Annotated in this window: 22 protein-coding genes and 1 tRNA gene; 9 read left to right on the top strand and 14 right to left on the bottom strand. The window is 51.0% G+C overall.

Going from position 1 to position 19,606, the window contains the following annotated elements; all coding sequences use genetic code 11:
* Positions 1-285 precede the first annotated feature (285 nt).
* From GKC03_09050 to GKC03_09030, 5 genes are all read right to left on the bottom strand, one after another.
* A tRNA-Pro gene (locus GKC03_09050) sits at positions 286-358 on the bottom strand.
* Between the two features lie 12 nt (positions 359-370).
* Positions 371-562, bottom strand: coding sequence for a DNA-directed RNA polymerase subunit N (locus GKC03_09045; GenBank protein NYT12674.1), 192 nt, complete (start codon positions 560-562; stop codon positions 371-373).
* Positions 563-566: 4 nt separating this feature from the next.
* Positions 567-968 carry a 30S ribosomal protein S9 gene (locus GKC03_09040; GenBank protein NYT12673.1) on the bottom strand — a complete coding sequence of 134 codons (402 nt, stop codon included), beginning with the start codon at positions 966-968 and terminating at the stop codon, positions 567-569.
* A 5-nt stretch (positions 969-973) separates the two neighbouring features.
* A complete protein-coding gene (locus GKC03_09035) occupies positions 974-1,390 on the bottom strand; it encodes a 50S ribosomal protein L13 (GenBank protein NYT12672.1) in 417 nt (138 codons plus the stop codon).
* 4 nt (positions 1,391-1,394) lie between these two features.
* A complete protein-coding gene (locus GKC03_09030; GenBank protein NYT12671.1) occupies positions 1,395-1,757 on the bottom strand; it encodes a 50S ribosomal protein L18e in 363 nt (120 codons plus the stop codon).
* Between the two features lie 277 nt (positions 1,758-2,034).
* On the opposite strand from GKC03_09030, the gene GKC03_09025 reads away from it, so the two are divergent.
* Both GKC03_09025 and GKC03_09020 read left to right on the top strand, forming a co-directional pair.
* On the top strand, positions 2,035-3,090 hold the full coding sequence (locus tag GKC03_09025; protein NYT12670.1) for a TIM barrel protein: 1,056 nt from the start codon (positions 2,035-2,037) through the stop codon (positions 3,088-3,090).
* Positions 3,087-3,626, top strand: coding sequence for an SIS domain-containing protein (locus GKC03_09020; protein NYT12669.1), 540 nt, complete (start codon positions 3,087-3,089; stop codon positions 3,624-3,626). Before GKC03_09025 ends, GKC03_09020 begins: the two co-directional genes overlap by 4 nt.
* On the opposite strand, the gene GKC03_09015 is transcribed toward GKC03_09020, so the two are convergent.
* The 4 genes from GKC03_09015 to GKC03_09000 all read right to left on the bottom strand — a co-directional run bounded on the left by GKC03_09015 (position 3,537) and on the right by GKC03_09000 (position 5,873).
* A complete protein-coding gene (locus tag GKC03_09015; GenBank protein NYT12668.1) occupies positions 3,537-4,256 on the bottom strand; it encodes a hypothetical protein in 720 nt (239 codons plus the stop codon). The genes GKC03_09020 and GKC03_09015 overlap by 90 nt on opposite strands.
* Positions 4,253-4,603, bottom strand: a complete 351-nt coding sequence (locus GKC03_09010; GenBank protein ID NYT12667.1) for a ubiquitin-conjugating enzyme E2 — start codon at positions 4,601-4,603, stop codon at positions 4,253-4,255. The genes GKC03_09015 and GKC03_09010 overlap by 4 nt, the downstream gene beginning before the upstream one ends.
* A gap of 160 nt (positions 4,604-4,763) precedes the next feature.
* Entirely contained in the window at positions 4,764-5,003 is a 240-nt protein-coding gene (locus GKC03_09005; GenBank protein NYT12666.1) for a hypothetical protein, read from the bottom strand.
* Between the two features lie 81 nt (positions 5,004-5,084).
* Positions 5,085-5,873 (bottom strand): ThiF family adenylyltransferase, encoded by a 789-nt coding sequence (locus tag GKC03_09000; protein NYT12665.1) that lies wholly within the window; start codon positions 5,871-5,873, stop codon positions 5,085-5,087.
* Positions 5,874-6,012: 139 nt separating this feature from the next.
* On the opposite strand from GKC03_09000, the gene GKC03_08995 reads away from it, so the two are divergent.
* Genes GKC03_08995 through GKC03_08985 form a run of 3 tightly spaced genes read left to right on the top strand, consistent with a single transcriptional unit; the run spans position 6,013 to position 9,070 of the window.
* Entirely contained in the window at positions 6,013-7,131 is a 1,119-nt protein-coding gene (locus tag GKC03_08995; protein ID NYT12664.1) for a tryptophan--tRNA ligase, read from the top strand.
* The gene (gene tsaA / locus GKC03_08990) at positions 7,131-7,526 is read left to right on the top strand and encodes a tRNA (N6-threonylcarbamoyladenosine(37)-N6)-methyltransferase TrmO (GenBank protein NYT12663.1); all 396 of its coding nucleotides are present in this window, start codon (positions 7,131-7,133) and stop codon (positions 7,524-7,526) included. The genes GKC03_08995 and tsaA overlap by 1 nt, the downstream gene beginning before the upstream one ends.
* Positions 7,527-7,549: 23 nt before the next feature.
* Complete coding sequence (locus tag GKC03_08985; GenBank protein ID NYT12662.1) at positions 7,550-9,070, top strand: phenylalanine--tRNA ligase subunit alpha; 1,521 nt, start codon at positions 7,550-7,552, stop codon at positions 9,068-9,070.
* Here the strand turns inward: GKC03_08985 and GKC03_08980 are convergent.
* Positions 9,030-10,328, bottom strand: a complete 1,299-nt coding sequence (locus tag GKC03_08980) for a tetratricopeptide repeat protein (GenBank protein ID NYT12661.1) — start codon at positions 10,326-10,328, stop codon at positions 9,030-9,032. The two genes, GKC03_08985 and GKC03_08980, sit on opposite strands and share 41 nt — an antisense overlap.
* Positions 10,329-10,495: 167 nt before the next feature.
* On the opposite strand from GKC03_08980, the gene GKC03_08975 reads away from it, so the two are divergent.
* On the top strand, positions 10,496-11,338 hold the full coding sequence (locus tag GKC03_08975; protein ID NYT12660.1) for a transposase: 843 nt from the start codon (positions 10,496-10,498) through the stop codon (positions 11,336-11,338).
* Here GKC03_08975 and GKC03_08970 read toward each other — a convergent pair.
* Together GKC03_08970 and pyrH are read right to left on the bottom strand one after the other, a co-directional pair.
* Positions 11,330-11,905 (bottom strand): zinc ribbon domain-containing protein, encoded by a 576-nt coding sequence (locus GKC03_08970; GenBank protein NYT12659.1) that lies wholly within the window; start codon positions 11,903-11,905, stop codon positions 11,330-11,332. The genes GKC03_08975 and GKC03_08970 overlap by 9 nt on opposite strands.
* A gap of 202 nt (positions 11,906-12,107) precedes the next feature.
* The gene (pyrH, locus tag GKC03_08965; GenBank protein NYT12658.1) at positions 12,108-12,788 is read right to left on the bottom strand and encodes a UMP kinase; all 681 of its coding nucleotides are present in this window, start codon (positions 12,786-12,788) and stop codon (positions 12,108-12,110) included.
* Between the two features lie 64 nt (positions 12,789-12,852).
* Here pyrH and prf1 point away from each other — a divergent pair, with 64 nt between their 5' ends.
* The 3 genes from prf1 to GKC03_08950 are packed head-to-tail and all read left to right on the top strand — an operon-like array spanning position 12,853 to position 16,303.
* Positions 12,853-14,091 (top strand): peptide chain release factor 1, encoded by a 1,239-nt coding sequence (prf1, locus tag GKC03_08960; protein ID NYT12657.1) that lies wholly within the window; start codon positions 12,853-12,855, stop codon positions 14,089-14,091.
* Entirely contained in the window at positions 14,088-15,809 is a 1,722-nt protein-coding gene (locus GKC03_08955) for an arginine--tRNA ligase (GenBank protein NYT12656.1), read from the top strand. Before prf1 ends, GKC03_08955 begins: the two co-directional genes overlap by 4 nt.
* On the top strand, positions 15,809-16,303 hold the full coding sequence (locus GKC03_08950) for a GNAT family N-acetyltransferase (protein ID NYT12655.1): 495 nt from the start codon (positions 15,809-15,811) through the stop codon (positions 16,301-16,303). The genes GKC03_08955 and GKC03_08950 overlap by 1 nt, the downstream gene beginning before the upstream one ends.
* Here GKC03_08950 and GKC03_08945 read toward each other — a convergent pair whose 3' ends face one another.
* The gene (locus GKC03_08945; GenBank protein NYT12654.1) at positions 16,304-17,041 is read right to left on the bottom strand and encodes a lipoate--protein ligase family protein; all 738 of its coding nucleotides are present in this window, start codon (positions 17,039-17,041) and stop codon (positions 16,304-16,306) included. It abuts the gene before it with no gap.
* 53 nt (positions 17,042-17,094) lie between these two features.
* Positions 17,095-19,606 (bottom strand): PKD domain-containing protein (locus GKC03_08940; GenBank protein NYT12653.1); only part of this gene is annotated, 2,512 nt, incomplete at its 5' end.

Here is a 19,606-nt window from a genome sequence, read left to right as displayed (position 1 = left end):
ATACGAAAATTCTTACTGAGTTGTAAGTTACATGAAATTGGGTTTCAACTAAGGCTCCGAAGATTCTACTCAACTTCCCAACTTCACCCAATTTCTAATTGTGCAGAAATTATGAGATTCTGGCTATATTCGATTATGTCATTTTCCTAATTTCCCAATTTAATGAAGGACTCTTTCCTCCTCAATGATATGAAAAGAAAGAAAAGGTTTTGACCTTCCGAAGACCCGAATTTCATTTAATTTTTAATGAGATTTGAAAATAAATGTACTGGATAATAAAGATAGTGGGTCCGCCCAGATTTGAACTGGAGTTACCAGCACCCCAAGCTGGAAGGATACCAAACTACCCCACGGACCCAATTGAAAGGGTTTAACCTAGAGGCATCAGCTCGTCGATGAGCTCTGCGTGGGAGACGATCATCCTGCGGCAGCAGTAGCGCCTTATGCCAAGGTCGTCCAGAACCTGCTTCGGTTCCTCCCCAAGCTGAACCCTCTTGATGAAGGTCTGGTAGGAACTCCCTACCACCTTCCCGCAGCTGAAGCATCGCACGGGTATTATCATTAAATCACCTGTATGACTTCTGCCTCTTCTTTCTGGCACCACGACCCATTGGCTTCTTAGGCAATTTTCTGCGGGGGTCGCTAATAAGCAGGGAACGGTCGTACTGCTTGAAGTTCTTCTCTAGCTCAGAGTCTTTGAAGAACTCCACCAGTCCCTTCGCTATCGCCGTTCTTGAGGCTTCTGCCTGCCCCATGATGCCACCGCCTTTAACATTCACCTGGATGTCAACCTGGACCGCTTTCTCAGGTACAAGGGCCAGCGGCTCCTGGATCTTCAGGCGGGCGAGCTCCGGCGAGTATATTTCCAGGGGAACCTTGTTGATCCTGACCTGACCACTTCCTTTCTTTACTGTGACCCTGGCAATGGCCGATTTCCTCTTGCCGCTCGTGTTTATGATCTCGCTCACCTCAATCACCTCACATTGGAACCGAGGAAGGCTGAAACCTCCCCCAGAGTGATATATCTGCTGGTATTCACCTGCATCGCTTTCTCGATCCTCTCCACCTTGGCGGACTCGTATTCGCGGGGGACGCCCACAAAAACCTTGAGTCTGCGGTAGGCCTCTCTTCCGCGGGACTTGTCGAAGGGTATCATTCCCCTGACGGTCCTCTTGAAAATGAGGTCCGCCCTTCTCGGGTAAAATGGACCCTTTCGGATCTTGCCTCTGTCCTTCTTCTGCTTGTAATCGGAGAGGGTAGTAGCTCGTCCTCCGGTGATCAGTGCCTTGTCGGCGTTGACGATAATCACGTCCTCGCCGTTCATGATCCTCTGAGCCACGTCACTAGACAAACGACCCAGAACATGTCCATCAGCATCAATGACGACCATCAAATCACCTCATTATCCTCACGCCGCTGCCCGAAGGATTTTCCTCCACGAGCTCCTCAATAGTGAGATTCCTTCCACCGGCCTTCTCTATCATTTCTCTGGCGGACTCAGAGAACCTGTACGCCGCCACGGTGAGCTTCTTGCTGAGGTTACCTGCCCCAAGAACCTTTCCTGGGACAATGATTGTGTCGCCATCATCGGCATATCTCTCGAGCCTACTGATGTTGACCTCAGCCCAATTCCTCTTGGGCTTCTCCAATCGCCTCGCAATGTCTCGCCAGATAGCAGTGCCCCCGTCTCTTGACTCCCTCTTGAGATCCTCAATAAGGATAACGAGGCTGGGGTCAGTCTTTCTTATCCTTTTCATAATCTGACTCTCCCGACATTGGGCTACACTCCAATAGAGAGGTCCTTTTTAATACTTTGCTCACGCACAACTTTTTCCAACCTCTTTCGAAATGGACTGGAACGTCCAATATTGGTTGAACACTCTTTTCTTCAATATTATTCGAATTTCTGGCCAGTACTAGATTGCCATAGTTAATTGTTATATATACCTTCTAGCATAATGTTGACTTCACCCGGGTGAAGTGATGATTCGTTTTGGTCCAGCTGGTATTCCGCTTTCTTGCAAGGGTAGGACTCTGAAGGATGGTATCGAGGATGTGCACAACCTAGGCCTCAATGCGATGGAGATCCAGATGGTCAGGGTCAATGTCATCGAGAGATATCCAGACGAGGATGAGGTAGGAAAGTCACCCTTAGAGGTAGAGAGCGATCTCATAATGGAGATCGTAAGAGATGAAGAGGGGATCACGGATCTTGAGGAGGAGATCGTTGAGGATGACATCCTGATCACCCTAGCCTCAGGCCTTGTCCAGAACTTCCAGGAACTCAATGAGCTGGGCAGGATGGGAAAGCAGTTGGACGTGTGCCTTTCCATGCACACCCCATATTATATGGACCTTGCCAGTAACTCCGAACTCACCCAGAGAAGCAGGAACAATGTCAGGTGGGCAGGAACAATGACTCATCACATGAGCGGGGACATCGTTGTCACTCACCTCGGCCTATATGGTCATCAAGGAGAGAATGAAGCAAAATCGAACATCACCGAGAATATCTCTGCACTTATGGGTTGGTGGGAAGATAACGACCTCAAACCATTGCTCGGGTTGGAGACCAGCGGAAGGCAGGAGGTATTCGGGAGCCTTGAGGAGATCATGGAGATCTGTGATCAGGTCAACGGTGTGGTCCCGGTCATAAACTTCGCCCATCTACACGCAAGAGAAAGTGGAGCCCTAAGGGAACCGGAGGACTTTGGTCACATTCTGGATAAGACCAAGGACCTTGTTGGCAATGTGTTCTACTCTCACTTCTCTGGAGTGGAGCATGAAGCGGGAAATGAGAAACGTGTAACACCCATCAAGAAAGGGGATCTGCGCTTCGAGCCACTGGCCGAATACCTAGTAGATAACATACCCGAGATAACCATCATATCCAGCTCTCCATTGCTAGAACACGATGCCATGTACATGAAGGTGATTTTCGAACGAGTACTCACCAAGATGGTGTCGAAGCAGGCTAAATCCAAGAAACCCGAAAAGATTGATCAGGAGGATGAGGATGAATATTATGAGGACGAAAAGCCCGAGAAGACGTCATCCAAGAAATCCTCCAAGAAGGTTGAAAAGAAATGAATGATGAACTTTCATATATCGTCAGCCGGGTTCAGAAGACTCTTGAGAGGGTCGACCAGAAGGCTGTCGATGATGTGATCAATTCCATAATATCGGCCCGAACCGTCTTCGTTTACGGTGTTGGGAGGTCCGGGCTCGTAGGAAAGGCATTTGCCGTTAGGCTGGTTCAACTTGGACTCAAGGTCCACTTCGTAGGTGAGATGACAACACCGATTGTACGGGAGATGGATCTCGTCATGATATTCTCAAACACAGGAGAGACGATGTCCTGCATCCAGACTGCCAATATCGTGAGAAGGGTGGGAGCCAAGGTGGTGGCTATCACATCAAATCCACACTCCAAACTTGCTCATGCCTCGAACCTGGTCCTCGAAATTCCCATCTGCGAGGACGAGAAACGTACCAAGATGGCTCCTTTAGGTACTATCTTCGAGAACGCGGCATTCCTATTCTTCGACGCTCTCATTCCGATTCTCATGGAGCGTCTTGGACAGACCGAGGCCTCCCTCAGGAGGAGGCATGCCATCTGGGTTTGAGCGGACTTTCCTCATTTTGACTGCCCGGTTATAGTAGGGATTCTGATAATCATCCCAGTATATCCCGAAGCAGCGTTCCAAGACCTCTCCATTCTCCAGATAGAAAGCCCTGATCTCCTCGGCAATTGGATCTAGGACCAATGCGGTGTGCTGTCTCCCACTGAACAGTGATTTTTGGGTATCAATGTCAGTTGACGAGAGGAAACAACCGTGTCCAGGGTGGGAGTGATACCAACCCACGATTATGTAATCGAAACCGCAGCGGTCGAGCGATTCGAAGAGCTGTTCGAATCCTCCCCGATTGAACCGGACCCTAACCGAGGATGCTTCCAGATCGGTGGTCACCACATCTCTTACGATAGAATAGACATTTCCTTCATTCTTGTAGAATCCACCTAACATGAGTCCCATCACCTCACGTCGTTCGGCGGCGTGGGCGATAGAATGGTTTCTCATCTTCTCCTCAGCGAGTTTGGAAATGAACAGCTCAATTACATTACCTTCCTTTTCTCTGAGGGCTTCGAGTGACTCCTCCTTAATCCATTTATGCGGAGCCCATCTTTTCCTAGGCGGTGGAGGAGCCTCTATGGTGTCCCTTTCCTTTCCCTGCAACACAGTAGGGGGCTTCAATTGCCACTCACCACCTTAGGAAGTGGCTTGCATATTACCGGCGGTACTGCTTTCTTTCCTGAATTGTAGTATTCAGCGGCTGCGGTACAACTGGAGGTCCCAAATGGGCTTGTTGGATTAGGATTTAGGAGAAGTGTTTCGATCCCCTTCACAAAAGAGAGGAGGGTCGAATTGAAACTCCAATCGTCTAGAAGTTTGATGCACACGTGCCCCCCATCATCGGGGAGCATGATATTGGGATGGAATATCGGAGTCCTCCAGAGAACAAGTGGTTTCTCGAATGGGTATTCCTCATTGATTATCATTGAGAAGGTGTGCTCGGTCCTCTTCTCCAGATCCTCCTCCACTAACTCAAGAGAAGGGATCCCAACCAGGTGAATTCTGAACTCTAAAGGATAGCTAGAAAGTTTATCGTCTGAGATCTCTAATTTATGTTTGAGATATCTGTAGCACGATTTTACCTCGTTATTTAGTCGGGATCTCAGCACTTCACGAGGGAGCCCCATCCTATCCTCCCTCTGGATCGGGTATCAGTTCTAGCTGGTCACTGTCCATGATCTTCGCGTCAACCACTGTCTGCTGTCCCCTGAGTAACCGCTTGCCGCATCGCAGCACATACGCACCAGGGTCCTTCTCCCAGTAACCAGCAGCACCCTCGATAATCTCCTCGACGGTGTTTTCTGCTTCTAGCTCCATGTCAACCGTCGCTCCTGTTTCAGCGTTCCTTACCCGTATCCTCAGAGGCATCTGATCACCAATCTTGGAAGGTTGAGGTGGTTATCTAGCTTTCTATCACAATTAGTATAACTGATACTTACGACGAACTCGTCAAGGTTGGTGAAGGGGACAATCTGGATCGAATGAAATCTCGAGCTCCTCCGACATTCCATTCATTCCGTTGTAGTAAAATGCGTGTCGTACACATTTCTCCCCTAGACCGCTCGCTATTTTGAGAGCCTCTCTGACCTGGATAGCGGCGATAACACTCGTGGTTGTGATCTCGGCGGGCATCTTTGGCTCGAAGTAACTGACTTCCCTGCCAGTACAAGAAAAACGTTTTTCCAATACACGATAGTGAGAACGATTGAGACCACATTGGAAGCATGGTGTTCTTGGTGGGATCACGACTTGCACCTTTCCAGTCATTCCATTTGTTCCCCCATCAATATAGGGAATACATTTGTGATACGAATGGGAATTCGCATGGAGCCTTGCCGAAATATTATCCAAGCATCCAAAGACGATATCAAATTCTCCCCAGGTATCCTCGGCCAATTCTTCTACCCTGCAGGTTCTTGATTCGATGTTCACCTCGGGATCAAGCATCATGGCTTTCTCAGCAACCACGACTGCCTTCATCTCTTTGCGCTTGGAGTCGCCCTCCCTGAAGAACAAACATCGGTTAAGGTTGGATAGAACTATGTGATCCATGTCTACAAGGACCAAAGTCCTGAATCCAGATAGAACGAGGTTCTTCATCACCTCGTTTCCAAGGGCTCCAGCCCCTATCACCAGACATCTCGTCCTGTGAACCGAGTCAAGGTCTATCCATCCAATTCTCCTAGTTCTGTCGAACCGGTCTGTGTCTTCCTTGCCTGGTATGAGGGCATCAGACATCTCATAGGCACAGGAAGGAGCGTTTAAGAGCTTGACGGGCTGAGAATCACAATCGTCATTGATATCCTTACTTCATGTGGGCCAGCCTCAGAAAAGGTTTATATGACATCTAGCTTCTACTCGCTGGCACGGTGCTACGATGGCCAACCAATTCGTTGTCACCCCATGGGAAGTCTCAGGCGAGATTGACTACGACCTGCTGATCGAGAAATTCGGTACCAAGCGAATCGACGAGGAACTCCTCGATCGCCTGGCTAGTTACGGCGAGCTTCACCCAATGCTGAGGAGGAACATAGTCTACTCCCACCGGGATCTGGAGTGGATCCTGGACCTCTATGATAGGGGGGAGGAATTCTACCTGTATACCGGGCGAGGTCCTTCGGGTCACACCCATCTCGGGCATCTCATGCCTTGGATATTCACCAAGTACCTCCAGGATACGTTTGGGGCGAAGCTGTACTTCCAACTTACCGATGACGAAAAATTTCTGTTCAGTGAATCGCTGACACTTGATGATACAAACACTCACTCTCTGGAGAATGCACTCGACGTAATGGCATTGGGATTCGACCCAGAGAAGACCAGGTTCATTCAGGATACAATCTACATTAGGTGCTTGTACCCATTAGCCCTCAAAGTGGCCAAGAAAGTCACATTCTCTACCGCGAAGGCCGTCTTTGGGTTTGACAACAGCACCAATATCGGGAGCATCTTCTACACTAGCATCCAAGCTGCACCGGCTTTCCTGGGCTCAGAGCTCGCTGGAAGGAACGTTCCCTGTCTCATTCCCTGTGGAATAGACCAGGACCCACACTTCCGGGTGGCTAGGGACGTTGCCAATGGACTTGGCTACTACAAACCCTCTCTCATTCACAACAAGATGTTCCCTGGTCTGTTGGGTAATGACAAGATGTCTTCCTCGATACCTGAATCGACAATCTACACAACGGACTCGGCGAAGCAGGTCAAGAAGAAGATAGGCAACGCCTTCACCGGGGGCAGAGTGTCGGCGGAGGAGCAGCGGAAGCTTGGCGGCAATCCAGATGTCTGCGCCGTTTTCAAGTACCAATTCTTCGTGTTCGAGGAGGATGACGAGGCCATGACCGATCTTTACAATCAGTGCACAGGCGGAGAGATACTCTGTGGTGAATGCAAGAAGAGGCTCACTGAGAGGATCAACGCTTTCCTGGAGAACCATCAGGCGAAGAGAGAGGAGGCTAGGGCCTACATCAAGGATTTGTGGCTGAGGGACGAGTAATGGAGATCCGTCCCATAGGCTTTGTCAGGAACTCAGCGGACGAGAATACCGACTGGGAGGACCTAATATCCGAGCTGGAAATCCTTCCAGAGTACGAGGAGGGACTCTATCGCATCGAGGAGATGCCCGAGATACTTGTGGTCTTCTACTTTGATCGGGAGAGGGAGATCAAGATGAGGGTCCACCCAAAGCACGATCACTCGATCCCTCAGGTGGGCGTATTTGCCTCCAGAAGCCCTACGAGACCGAATTTTCTGGGAATTACGAAGGTCAAGTTACTTGAGCGCCGGGCCAATATTCTGGTAGTCAAGGGACTGGATGCCCTCAACGGAACGCCCATTCTTGACATCAAACCCGGAGTTCGCTGGGATCAACTGGACAAAAGTGAGAAATAGGGAGTACCGATTTTCTCTGCTATATGGAAGCCTCGGAGATTCTTGAGGGATTGAGCCCCCAGGAGAAGCGCCTCATTCTAGCGCTGGACCAGCTGAACGGAAAAGCGAGTGTTGACGACATCTTCGAGGCTGGCGGTTTTAGGCAGATGGTCGAGGTCATGAATGCTGCATCATGGCTGCAGTCCAAGGAGTTGGTGACGGTCCAGGAATCTGCTAGGAGCGTGTACATCCTCAAGTCCAAGCATGTCCTGAAGGAAAGCCTCCCGGAAAGAAGAGCTTTGAATCATCTTGGTGCGCTTGGCGGAAAGGCCGAAATGGATGCGTTAACCGAAGTTCTGGAAGGCAAGGAGATTTCGATTGCAATCGGATGGTTGAAGCGAAAAGGGCTGGCTGATATCATAAGCGAAGGTGGAAAGAAAGTGATCTCCTTGACCGATAGAGGTATGGAATGTGTCAATTCTCCGATGGAGGACGAGGAGGTGCTGGAGCGCCTCTCCCAGGGAGACCTGCGCGAGGGGGATGTTTCGGATAGCATCATCAAGCAGCTCCTCACCAGGCAGGATCTTGTGGAAGAGAGACTGGAAGTAAGCAGGTCCCTTTCATTCACAGACCTTGGTAGAGAGATCCTTTCGATGGGCATAGAGTTGAAGGAGGAGGTCGCCCAGGTGACCCCAGAGCTCCTGCAGAGCGGAAAGTGGAAGGAGGTATGTTTCAGGAAGTACGATATCAGGACCTTCGCCCCGTCCGTATACCCTGGAAAGAAGCACCCCCTGAGTCGGATGGCGGACGAAGTGCGCCGGATCTTCATCGAAATGGGGTTTGAGGAGATCGACGAGGAATATGTTCAACCAGCATTCTGGAACATGGATGCTCTATTCATACCTCAGGATCACCCTGCCAGGGAGCTTCAGGATACCTTCTACCTGAAGAATCCGAAAGAGATCGAGCTTGAGGATGAGGATGTCGTTGACATCATCGCCAAGGTGCACGAGGATGGCTGGGAGACCGGATCATTGGGATGGGGTTACAAGTGGGATCCTGGAATGGCGAAGAAAGCCCTGCTTCGTACCCACACCACCGTGAACACTATACGGTACCTTTGGAAGCATCCTGAGCCTCCGATAAAGGTGTTCTCCCTGTCTCGCGTCTTCAGGAACGAGGCCATCGATGCTACTCACCTGCCCGAGTTCGTGCAGATCGAAGGGATCATCGTGGAGAAGGAGGCGAACCTTGACATGCTGGTGGGCGTACTCAAGGAATTCTACCGCATGATGGGGTTCGAGGACATCCGTGTCCGTCCAGGGTATTTCCCTTACACCGAACCTTCACTAGAGGTCGATGTACACTACAATGGCTCCTGGATGGAGCTCGGAGGAGCAGGCATATTCAGACCTGAGGTTACCAAGCCATTCAAGGTCGAGTATCCCGTGCTGGCATGGGGTCTTGGGTTCGAGAGATTGGCCATGCTCAAGTGGAACCTCACTGACCTAAGGGACCTCTACATCAGTGATCTCGACATGCTGAGGCAGAGCTCCATCTTGTAGATCTGGGAATCATCGAGCGATACTCTTCGGATTTCTCTCTCATGCCTATTTCAAGATAGGCCTCTGACAGAGCTGAGTACCACCTTGTCTGGTCCTCGTCCTTAGCCACTCCCATTCCCTTGCTCAGATACTTGATGGCGTCAACAGTCTCCCCTAGCCTGAGATTGGTTATTCCCAGAAGATACTGTATGTCGGCAAGCCTCCTTCCATCACCACTCCTTGCGGTCTCGGGAAGCAACTGCTCGAGCAGGTCTCTGGCATCTTTAAACTGTCCAGATTCTACTAGGGCTCTGGAGATCTCACACTCAAGTGCAATGTCAGTTCCTCTCACCATAGCCCTCGCCTTCTTCAGGGATTCGAGCGCACCTTTTGGATCTCCTAGGTGAATCAGAAGCTTGCCTTCCATCATGGAAGCGAAAAGGAGGTCTGGTTCACTGTCTGTCCTCAGTGAGTTAATGATCTCGAGGCACTCCTCATGGTGTTCTGTTCTCAGGGTCAATTCAACCATGAATCTATTGACTTTGGAGCAGTAGCGCTCAGAAGGTTCAGGAAGCATTGAGCAGGTGAAGTAGAGGTCATCGTCCGCTCTGTTGAGCAGATCATTTCCCCGCGTGGCGATCAGCATCTCAGCCTCCACGATCCTCCCGGCCATGACCAGGTGGTACAATCGCTCCACATACTGCCCCTCATTCAGCCAGTAATCGGCAGCAAAGCTGTGGCAATCTCTCCTTTCTCTTTCATCCATGAGCAGCATTATCGATTCGCTTAATTCCCGGGGCATTTCCACGAAACCGGATCTGTCCTCGGGAAGGAGCGTAATGCTGGTCTCGGGGAGAGCATCCCTTCGAAAAGGTTGGCGAAACACACATGCTCTGGCAAACAATGGTCTTAGGTCGGGGTCCAGTGAACTCCAAAGCTCCTCACCATTGCATCTTCTGATATCCAGTAGGGGTTTAACATCGATGCCCTCTTTCTCGGCGAACTCACGGATCCTCCTCGCCTTATCCTCCCCCTTGAGGGAAAGGAAATACACTTTCCTTCGATTCTTTCCCTTGCGGATATGGGCAAGCCTTTCAGCGACATCGTCACTTTCTTTCAGTTTCTTGAGTTCGATTGCTGCATGGGCCCTCGATATCCTGAGTGCGGAGGCAATCCCATCCTGGCTGACATCGAACGGCACGTCGTAATCGTCCTGGTGTTTTGAGAATTGAGAAAGGTGCAGCAGTATCCTCTCGCCAACGGTGAGGGGGCTTGACATGTTCAATGGGACCTCATTGAGCCGTTATAAACCTTGAGAGCAGAATTACACTAGATGTAATGACCAAGAGGAAGTAATGACCAAGAGGAAGTGAGATTGGCTGCGAGTTCCTGCTCATCGTTATCCTAAGGCAACACTCTTACATCATTATTGGATTAACCCAATTGATGAAGCTTCTCGTGTGCAGTGAGGCAGACGACGCCAGCGTAAATATCAGGGATAGAATACTGGAGATGAAGGACTTCTTGCACGAGGGGGATTTCGACGGTCATCCTGTACTACGCTTCGATGACATGGTCATGGTGACCATCCGCGATCTCCACATATTTGCTGAGGACATCGATCTCAAGATCTCGGAGAGATTGAATATCGAGCCCAAGGTCCTCATATTTCTATCGAGACACAGAGCAGCCTCTGGAATTCCAACCCTTACCGTACACCCCATAGGCAATCACGGCGATGCAGACTTCGGTGGACGGGAGCGGACACTTGTACCCGCTTCACCGCACCTAATGACTTCAATGCTCCGTTGTCTTACCAAGGAAGCGGCCAATCTGGACTACCAAGTATCTTTTGAGGTGACCCATCACGGTCCCCATCTCAGCTCACCAGCCATCTACATTGAGATCGGAAGCGACGAGTCGATGTGGGACGACAGGAATGCTGCCGCCGCCATAGCCCGAACCGTTCTTCATGCTGGGGTTGAGAGATACCCTTCGGTAATAGGGATAGGTGGAGGACACTATGCCCCTCGGTTCACCGAGATAGCGTTGACCAGGCAGGTATCGTTCGGACACATGGTGCCCAATTACGCACTCAAGGGATCTGATTCTAGCTCCATCAAAGAGATCATTTTAAGGGCCCTAGAAAAGAGCGAGGACACTTCCATGGCGTATATCCACAAGAAATCGATGAAGCGTTCAGAGGCGACATCCCTGAAGAACATGCTGTCTGATATTGGCGTGGAAGTGGTCGAGGGGAAAGACCTCGATCCCCTTGAATCAGAGTGAGGGCCCGCCGAGTTTACTTCCGCATACTGGGCAGACATCCCAATTGTCGTCCACAGGCGTCCGACATCCGGGGCATTTGAACTGACCTGTAGGTTGGGGCATTTCCTCCACCTTTACCCTCTGTCTGGAGAATCTTGGGGTTGGTATCGAATTGCCATTATGATCCTGGACCTCGTGTAAGGTGTTCAGGGTGAGTATCGATCCTCCGGCCAGGGTCAGGACGCAGCCGAAGACGCCTATGAAGGGCGCGGGTCCCAACGTGGCACCCTCCGAGATGGCCGCAAGGTCGCCGTTGATCCAGAGGATGGTCACTGCAACCACCACGGTCGTGGTAAAAGCGGTTATGATAGCCGCCACGGGCCAGATCTCGTTCTTGTGGGTCTCCTCGGTCAGTATGCAGACTATGGAGAGCCCAACCACCATCAGGCCTCCCACCAGGGCTGCAATGAATAGATTGTACGAAGCGTTCATTGCTATGAGGTCCGTCAAGTACCACGAACCGGCATCCACGATCCAGTCGAGCATGCCCGAGAGGACAACAAGTGTGCCTCCAAACATGCAGAACATTGCAGAAATGAGTAAAACGCAATGTGGTGTGGGTGGGTCGAATTCATTATGGTGAGACTGACCAATACCTTGATTGCTTAAGCTCTCCATAAGCATCCCTTCTGACATCTGTCAGACATGCGTCATACAATTTAACCTTATTGCTTGCTCTTCAGGTATCTCTAATGAAAATCAAACTTCGTATTCTGGACGCCTATTGAAATCAGAGGACTGTGGTCCCTTTGATATCCCCGCCACTGATGGCAGAGCTGATCTCATTGAGGTCACGTCCGTGGATGATGTAAACTGGAATCCTCTCCTGCAGGGCTATCAACGCTCCCTTGCGATCGAACACCGCGGTCTGCCCAGCATCATGAATTCCCTTGTTAACGATACGGTAGAAATCCTCGAAGCTGAGCCAGGAGTAGCGCTTGGCATTCGTGACCTTCTTGGGATCATCAGAATACACGGCGTCCACAGATGTCGCGTTAACGATCCGGTCAGCCTTCCAGGCCTTGGCGACCAAGGCCGCTACCGCATCGGTGGTGTGACCCGGTTCGGTGCCACCCATAGTGACTATTCTTCCCCCGCGTTTCATGTCCACGGCTTCTTCAGGCGTCCTCGGGATCCCTTGCTCGGCCTTATCACCGAGAGCCATTTGGAGTAAACGGGCATTGAGTCTGGTTATCTCTATCCCTAATTCATCCAGTTTCTCCTCGGAAGCGCCAAGCTGTCTGCCGTTGCGAATGTAGTAACGAGCTATTCTGCCTCCGCCGCACACGGCTATTATATCCTGGTCCTCAGATAGCGATGATAGAAGCGAGGCAATCTCCTTCAAGAACTCGATATCGTTCTCGTCGGGGATCAATATAGACCCTCCCAGGGAAACGACCACCTTAGCCATTTGGACACCAACAGCTTTAATAGGGTAGTCACTTTTGCCTAAAAAACTAATGGGTTGACAGTGTATGGAAGAGGTCGAGAATCTCACCGATAAGCAAAGGTACGATTTCAAGAAGGCTCTTGAGGAGATAAAGGACCTTCACGGCAGGGGAACAGAACTCATTTCAGTTTATGTCCCACCAGATCGACAGATCTTCGATGTGGCAGCCTACCTCCGCAACGAGTATTCTCAGTCCTCCAATATCAAATCCAAGAGCACCCGCAAGAACGTCATGGGTGCCATTGATTCTATAATGTCGAGGTTGAAGTACTTCCGTCAGCCGCCGGAGAACGGACTGATATTCTTCGTTGGGGAGGTAGCCGCCCAGGGTGATCAGACCCGTATGGTGCAATACGTCCTCGAACCACCTGAGCCTATTACTACCTTTATCTACAGGTGCGACTCAGATTTCTATATCGAACCGTTATGGGAGATACTGGCCGAGAAGAAGTCTTACGGCCTCATCGTGATCGATAGGAGCGAGGCCACATTGGGTCTTCTCAGGGGAAAGAGGATAAACATTATCAAGAACATCCCATCCTTGGTGCCCAGCAAACACGGGAAGGGAGGTCAGTCCGCCCAGAGGTTCGAGAGGCTTATCGAGATAGCGGCACACGAGTTCTTCGTGAAGACTGCTGACATTGCCACCGATGCCTTCCTGGACGAAGACGATCTTCAGGGAATACTCGTAGGAGGTCCAGGTCCCACCAAGGATTACTTTGTCGAGAAGAACTTCCTTCACCACGAGCTTCAGAAGAAGGTGATCGACACCTTCGACATCGGCTACACGGATGAGTATGGCCTGCGAGAGCTGGTAGAGAAGGCCCAGGACAAGCTCCAGGATATGGACCTAATGAGGGAGAAGAAGCTCATACAGCGTCTACTCCACGAGATCCGGAAGCCTGACGGTGGCCTGTCGGCGTATGGAGAGGATCAAGTGAGGCATGCTCTGGAGCTCGGAGCGGTGGACACACTGTTGCTATCTGAGGGCCTGAGAAAGGACAGGGTTGTCGTGGACTGCCCTAACTGTGGCTGGAAGGGCCGTGTGAACGTTGACAAGCGTCGCAACAGTGTCAAATGCGTTGACTGTGAAGCAGAGGTGGAAGAACTGGAGGGTGTTGACCTGATCGACGACTTCTTCGAGGAAGCATCCAAGGTCGGCACTCATGTCGAGCTTATCTCTGAGGATTCGGAGGAGGGAGAGATGCTGATGAAGGCCTTTGGTGGTATAGCTGCCATTTTGAGATTCAACATTGGTGGTTGATCATGGACCCGATAGAGCCTTTCAGGAAAGAGGTCGAGTGTAAGGTCAGGGAGATCTTGGAGTCGATAGGCGTGGAAGCCTCATTCGAGATCGAGACCCCGCCTTCAGATATTGCGGATTTTGCAGTCCCATGTTTCCCCCTGGCCAAGATATTGAAGCGGTCTCCCATGGATATTGCGGATGAGCTTGCCTCAAAGATGGGAGACATGAAGCTGTTCACCAGGGTTTGGAACGAGAGGGGATATTTGAACTTCAAGGCAGACGACCATCTGCTCATCGGTACCACGCTCAAGGAGATCCTGGAGACAAGGGAAGACTACGGTAAAGGAAATGGCAAAATGGAGAGTATCCTCTTGGAGCACACTTCAGTCAATCCCACGGGTCCAATTCATGTCGGACGTGCCAGGAATCCCCTGATCGGTGACACCCTCGCCAGATGTCTTCGCTTCTACGGTCATGATGTGATCACCGAGTACTACGTCAACGATGTTGGAAAGCAGGTAGTGCTCCTAACCTGGGGCCTAGAGAACCTTACCGAGGATCAGGTGGAGGTTCCGGAGAGTGAAAAGGTGGACCACAGGCTGGTGGGCTACTATAGGAAGGCCAATCATCTCATGGAGTTCGATCCCCATGTGGGCGAGGCTATTCAGGAGATGCTCCGCCGCTTCGAGGAGGGCGACCAGGACATCATCGACCGCGTTCGCAGGACGGCGAAGAGAATGCTGGATGGAATAGGTATTTCCCTCGAAAAGGTGGGTGTAGAGATCGACAGTCTCGTCTGGGAATCCCAGTTCATAGTTGATGGCACGGCGAGAGAAGTGGTGGATCGGTTGAAATCCTCTGGATATGCCATGGAGGAGGAGGGCGCATACTACCTGGACCTGGAGAGCTTCGGCGTCCACGGTCACGACACAAGGTGGTTCTTCACCCGGAACGACGGTACCACCCTGTATACTACTAGAGATCTCGCGTATCATCTGAACAAGTTTTCCCGCGCAGATCATCTGATCAATGTCCTCGGAGAGGACCAGAAGCTTGGGATGCAGCAACTGGCATCGGCGCTCACTATACTTGGAGAGGAGAGAAAGCCCGAAAACGTCTTCTACTCATTTGTATCCCTTCCCGAGGGCAAAATGTCCACCCGGAGAGGGACTGTCGTCAACCTGGACGATCTCATCGAGGAGGCGGAGGAGCGTGCGCTCGAAGAGGTTAGGAAGCGCAGGACGGATCTTACCGAGGAGCGGATGATGGAGATATCCAAGGCCATCGGCTCAGGGGCTATTCGCTACAACATACTACGGGTTCAATCGGAAAAGCAGATGGTGTTCCGGTGGGAGGACGCTCTGAACTTTGAGGGTAACAGCGCTCCTTTCCTGCAGTACTCTCACGCCAGGGCCTGCAGCATCCTTCGAAAAGCAGGGAAATATGAAACAGTTGTGGACTCATCCCTCCTGACAGATCCTTACGAGAGAAGGCTCATCCGCGTCCTGGCGCGCTTTCCAGGCGTCTTAGAGGAGGCGGCCGAGAAAAGACGTATTCACCTTCTCCCGTCCTACGGGCAGGAGGTCGCCTCGGCATTCAATCAATTCTATACCTATGTTCCAGTGCTTCGATCTGGGGAGAACCGGGGCGCGAGGATATCCCTTGTAGAGGCGACAATGTGGGTTCTCAAGAATACCCTTAATACCCTGGGGATCGTTGCTCCTGAGGAGATGTGATGGTGGAGATATCAGAGATCCGAGAAGACGACAAGGCGGAGCTGAGGCGTCTGGAGCTTCGCCTCTTTAAGGAGTATTTGAATAGATCGAAAGCTATCAGCTGGGAAGACCTTTCCCAAGATCTGATAGACCAGCTTGGAGCTTCAAGCGAGGATGCCTTTGATTTCTACATGAATGGTGGTCTGAGTTTCATTGCCAGAGAGGATGGCATGGTTGTAGGGTTCATCTTTGCCCAGCAGATGAGGTACGTTCAGAGCCTCAAGAAGGTGATATGGATAGAGAATATGGGCGTTCATCCGGATTACCGCAGACAGGGAATCGCGGTGCTGCTGATTAGAAAATTGGTCCAGGAGTCGAAGGAGAAGGGAGCCGATGCGGTTCTCAGCTCGGTGACCTTGGACAACCGTGAGTCCATCATGCTCCATGCCAAACTTGGATTCCTGATGGACGACCGCAAGTTCGCACTGCTCGACCTGGAATCTGCGGATTTCTAGTTACCTCAGCTGAGTGTATTCATCATTACCGTACTTGGTCTCTATGAGGCGCTTGATGCACTTTTCTTCATAGTGGGTAAGAGACCCCTTTCTGACACTCACGCTGAGGGTCTCCTCGAAGCCCTGGATCAATGCGGTCTTCACCTCTTCCATGGATACCTTTCTCCCCAGCTCCTTTGAGATGGAGGTCATACCCTCCTGGGAGCGCACTTTCTTATCCCCCGTCCTGAGGACGTCGAACATCATATCGAAGTCACAATCCACTATCACCGTCCCGTGTTGGATCACCACGTCCTTCTCCAACTTCTGGGCGCTTCCAGACACCTTCTTTCCTCTGATAAGGACATCGTTCACCGGCTTGAATTCGGCGTCCAGACCCATCTTGTCCATTGCCCGTATGAGGGCGGAGCAGATGATCTCATAGATCTCATTTGGGTCTTCTGGTAGAAGATCACGTCTCATCACCACTGCATAGATGATCTGATTTTGATCAGTATATATGGCGCTGCCACCGGAGAAGCGGCGGACCAGTTGAACGCCCCTCTTTTCCACTGCTTCGAGGTTGACGGCTTCGTCAATTCTCTCGAAGTAGCCTAACGATATAGTGGGCCTGTCTCTCCTGTAAAGATGCAGAGTATCAGGCACGAGTTTCTTCTGCCTGGCCTTGACGATTGCTTCATCGCAGGCCGCGGTATACGCCGGAGCTGCTTTATCAGTATCTAATAGGCGCCAGAACATTGAATGAAAGGAGGGAAATAAGAAAATAAAAGAGTTGTGTAAGTGGTTTGTTACTACTTCTTGGACTTGCGAGTCTTGGCTGGAGCCTTGCTCGCTCCCCATGGCAGGCGCTTCCTCATGTAGAAGAGGACGATGATGACCACGATGACCGCAAAGACACCTCCGTAGATGGCGGCGGCCTTCCAAGCAGCCTCTTGAACATCGATGCTAATGGTGTCGTGGTTGTCCTGCTTGTTGATCTCACGAAGTGCCTCAACCTCAACATATATGGTGAAGTTACCCTTGCCTCCTGGAGTCCAGGACCATGTAATGATGCCAGACTGATCAGGCACGAGGAGGCTCGCGGAAGAACCGTTTATGGTGAGATCGGTGGACTCGCCTAGCAGTTCCTTGGAACCGTCTGTCTTGAGGAGATAGAAGGTGGCCTTCACACCGGTGGCGTTATCGTTACCCACGTTGGTGACATTGACCATTATCCTACCACTTTGACCCTCGGTGAACCTGCTGGGATCAGTGGTTATAGATGTGATCCTCAGATCAGGCCTGGGTGAAGAGGTGACAGTGATATCCATGGTCTCGTTAGCTTGGTTACCAGCGGGGTCGGTAACGGTCAGTTTGGCAGTGAAGGTGCCAATCGACGCGTATGAATGGCTCACATTGATGCCTGTGCCGTTCGAATCGTCACCGAAGTCCCAAACGAAGGTTAGCTCGTCCTGTGGATAGTAGTTATCGAAGGTCTCGCTGGCGTTGAAGTAGAGAGTCTCATTCTCTATAGGAGCTTCCTCGGATATGTCGACGAAGTCGGAGTTGAGAACCTGAAACTGTACCACGGGAGGCGTGGTGTCATTCACGTCGATTGTGATATTTTCTATCGCATAGTGGCCAACCGAGTCCGTTACGTTAAGGGTTACATTGAATGTTCCTGCGTCCTCGTAAGCGTGGGTGACGTTCTCCGCAAGCACCACGGTGGTGCTATTACCGTCACCGAAGTCCCAGTGCCAGCTGACGATTATGCCTTGTTCCGGGTCAGAGGGCGAATTGATCCAGTCAACCGAACCGCTGCCGTCGAACACTAGGGGTTGGTCCTGACCCGTATTCACCGTTCCTCCGGCGGGAATTATCTCGCCGTCCACGATGATCATGGGGATTGGATTCAACCCGTCAACACGCACCTTGAAGGTAGCTTCGTCCGTAAGTCCCGCCACATCGATCACGGTTAGCTTGGCATCGAGCTCGTAAGCCTTCTGCTCATAGGTCTTTTCGTAGCGAATAGTTGTGGTGGTTTTCACGTCACCGTCGCCGAATGTCCATTGGTATTTCAGTGGGTTGCCGTTGGGGTCGAATGATCCCACAGCGGTGAAGTTGATCGAATTATTCTCCCGGACGATGTAGTACAGTAATGTATCGTTGTCGATGACTGCGTAAGCGAACTCACCAGTCTCGATCGCAGCTACTGCGGATGGAGCCTCGGAAGCCTCGATCTCCAGGTCAACATTGGCGGTACCCCAAGACATGTCGATATCAGGAGTTATTGAAACAGTAGTGTACCCCTTCACGGCGACATCTGGGTCATCTGTCTCGTTCCCCACAAGTTCGTATCCATCTGGAAGCACGAAGTTGTAAGTTCTATCCATGGGGGCATCACTGGAATGCTCAACACCAGTCATGACGTTGACTGCGCCGATGTAATTAGAGGCATCAGCGTCGATCGGGCTGATTGAGGTGTAGTTAGTCACCATTGACCCGATATAGCCATCCGCTTTGGTTACCAATCCTCCAATGTTGGTGATTGAGCAAGTGGATAATCCAGCGGTGTTCGAAAGATAAGAAGTACCATTTATGTTCAATAGATTGATAGTTGAGACATACCAGGGTCCAAGTTCTGCCACGGCATCTATGAAGCGGGCAGCCTCTTCAGCACCAACATAACCGTTACCGTTTCCAAATTCGAAGTCGATCTGCATCCTTATTGAACCGAGGTAGGAATAATCGAAGGCGAAGAAGGTGTGATCACGGTTATATGAGAAATCACGGGTAAGATCGAATCCGTTCCAATCTCCATATTCGATGTTCCAGCTTTCGGTCTCAATCGTTTCAGCTTCCAGGTTAACGGTTAATGATGCACTCCCATTGACCGTCAAGTCAGTGATGTTCGAGATTGCACCGTTGGCGTCAACGACTAACCAATAGTCCCCATCAGAAGCATCGATCACGAAAGTGTTGGTCCCAATGCTCCTTGGTTCTAAGATCCTCTCCTCTACAAGATCATTTACATTCTTTGATACCAAGTATGCCGAAAGACCGCTGATCACCGGTGCTCCATCAATGTATGCGAAAGCCCTGATCGCACTTGAGTCGTTCATCTCCCTGGTTATGGAAGAACTACCGCTCACAGTGTATCTGAATGCTTGCTTCTCAAATCCAGGAGCACTGAGCACGATCTTGAAAGTCCCGCTGTATACATCGATCGTCTGGTTACCTATCCCGAAATCAGAGTAGATCAAATCTCCCCTGGTCGAGTCGTAGAGCTGCGTTGTCAGGCCTTCCACAAAGTCAGTGGTACCT

It is taken from the genome of Methanomassiliicoccales archaeon (assembly GCA_013415695.1).
Taxonomy (GTDB): Archaea; Thermoplasmatota; Thermoplasmata; order Methanomassiliicoccales; family JAAEEP01; genus JAAEEP01.
The sequence above is the reverse complement of the archived record's forward strand: the minus strand, read 5'-3'. Positions and strand labels throughout refer to the sequence as shown.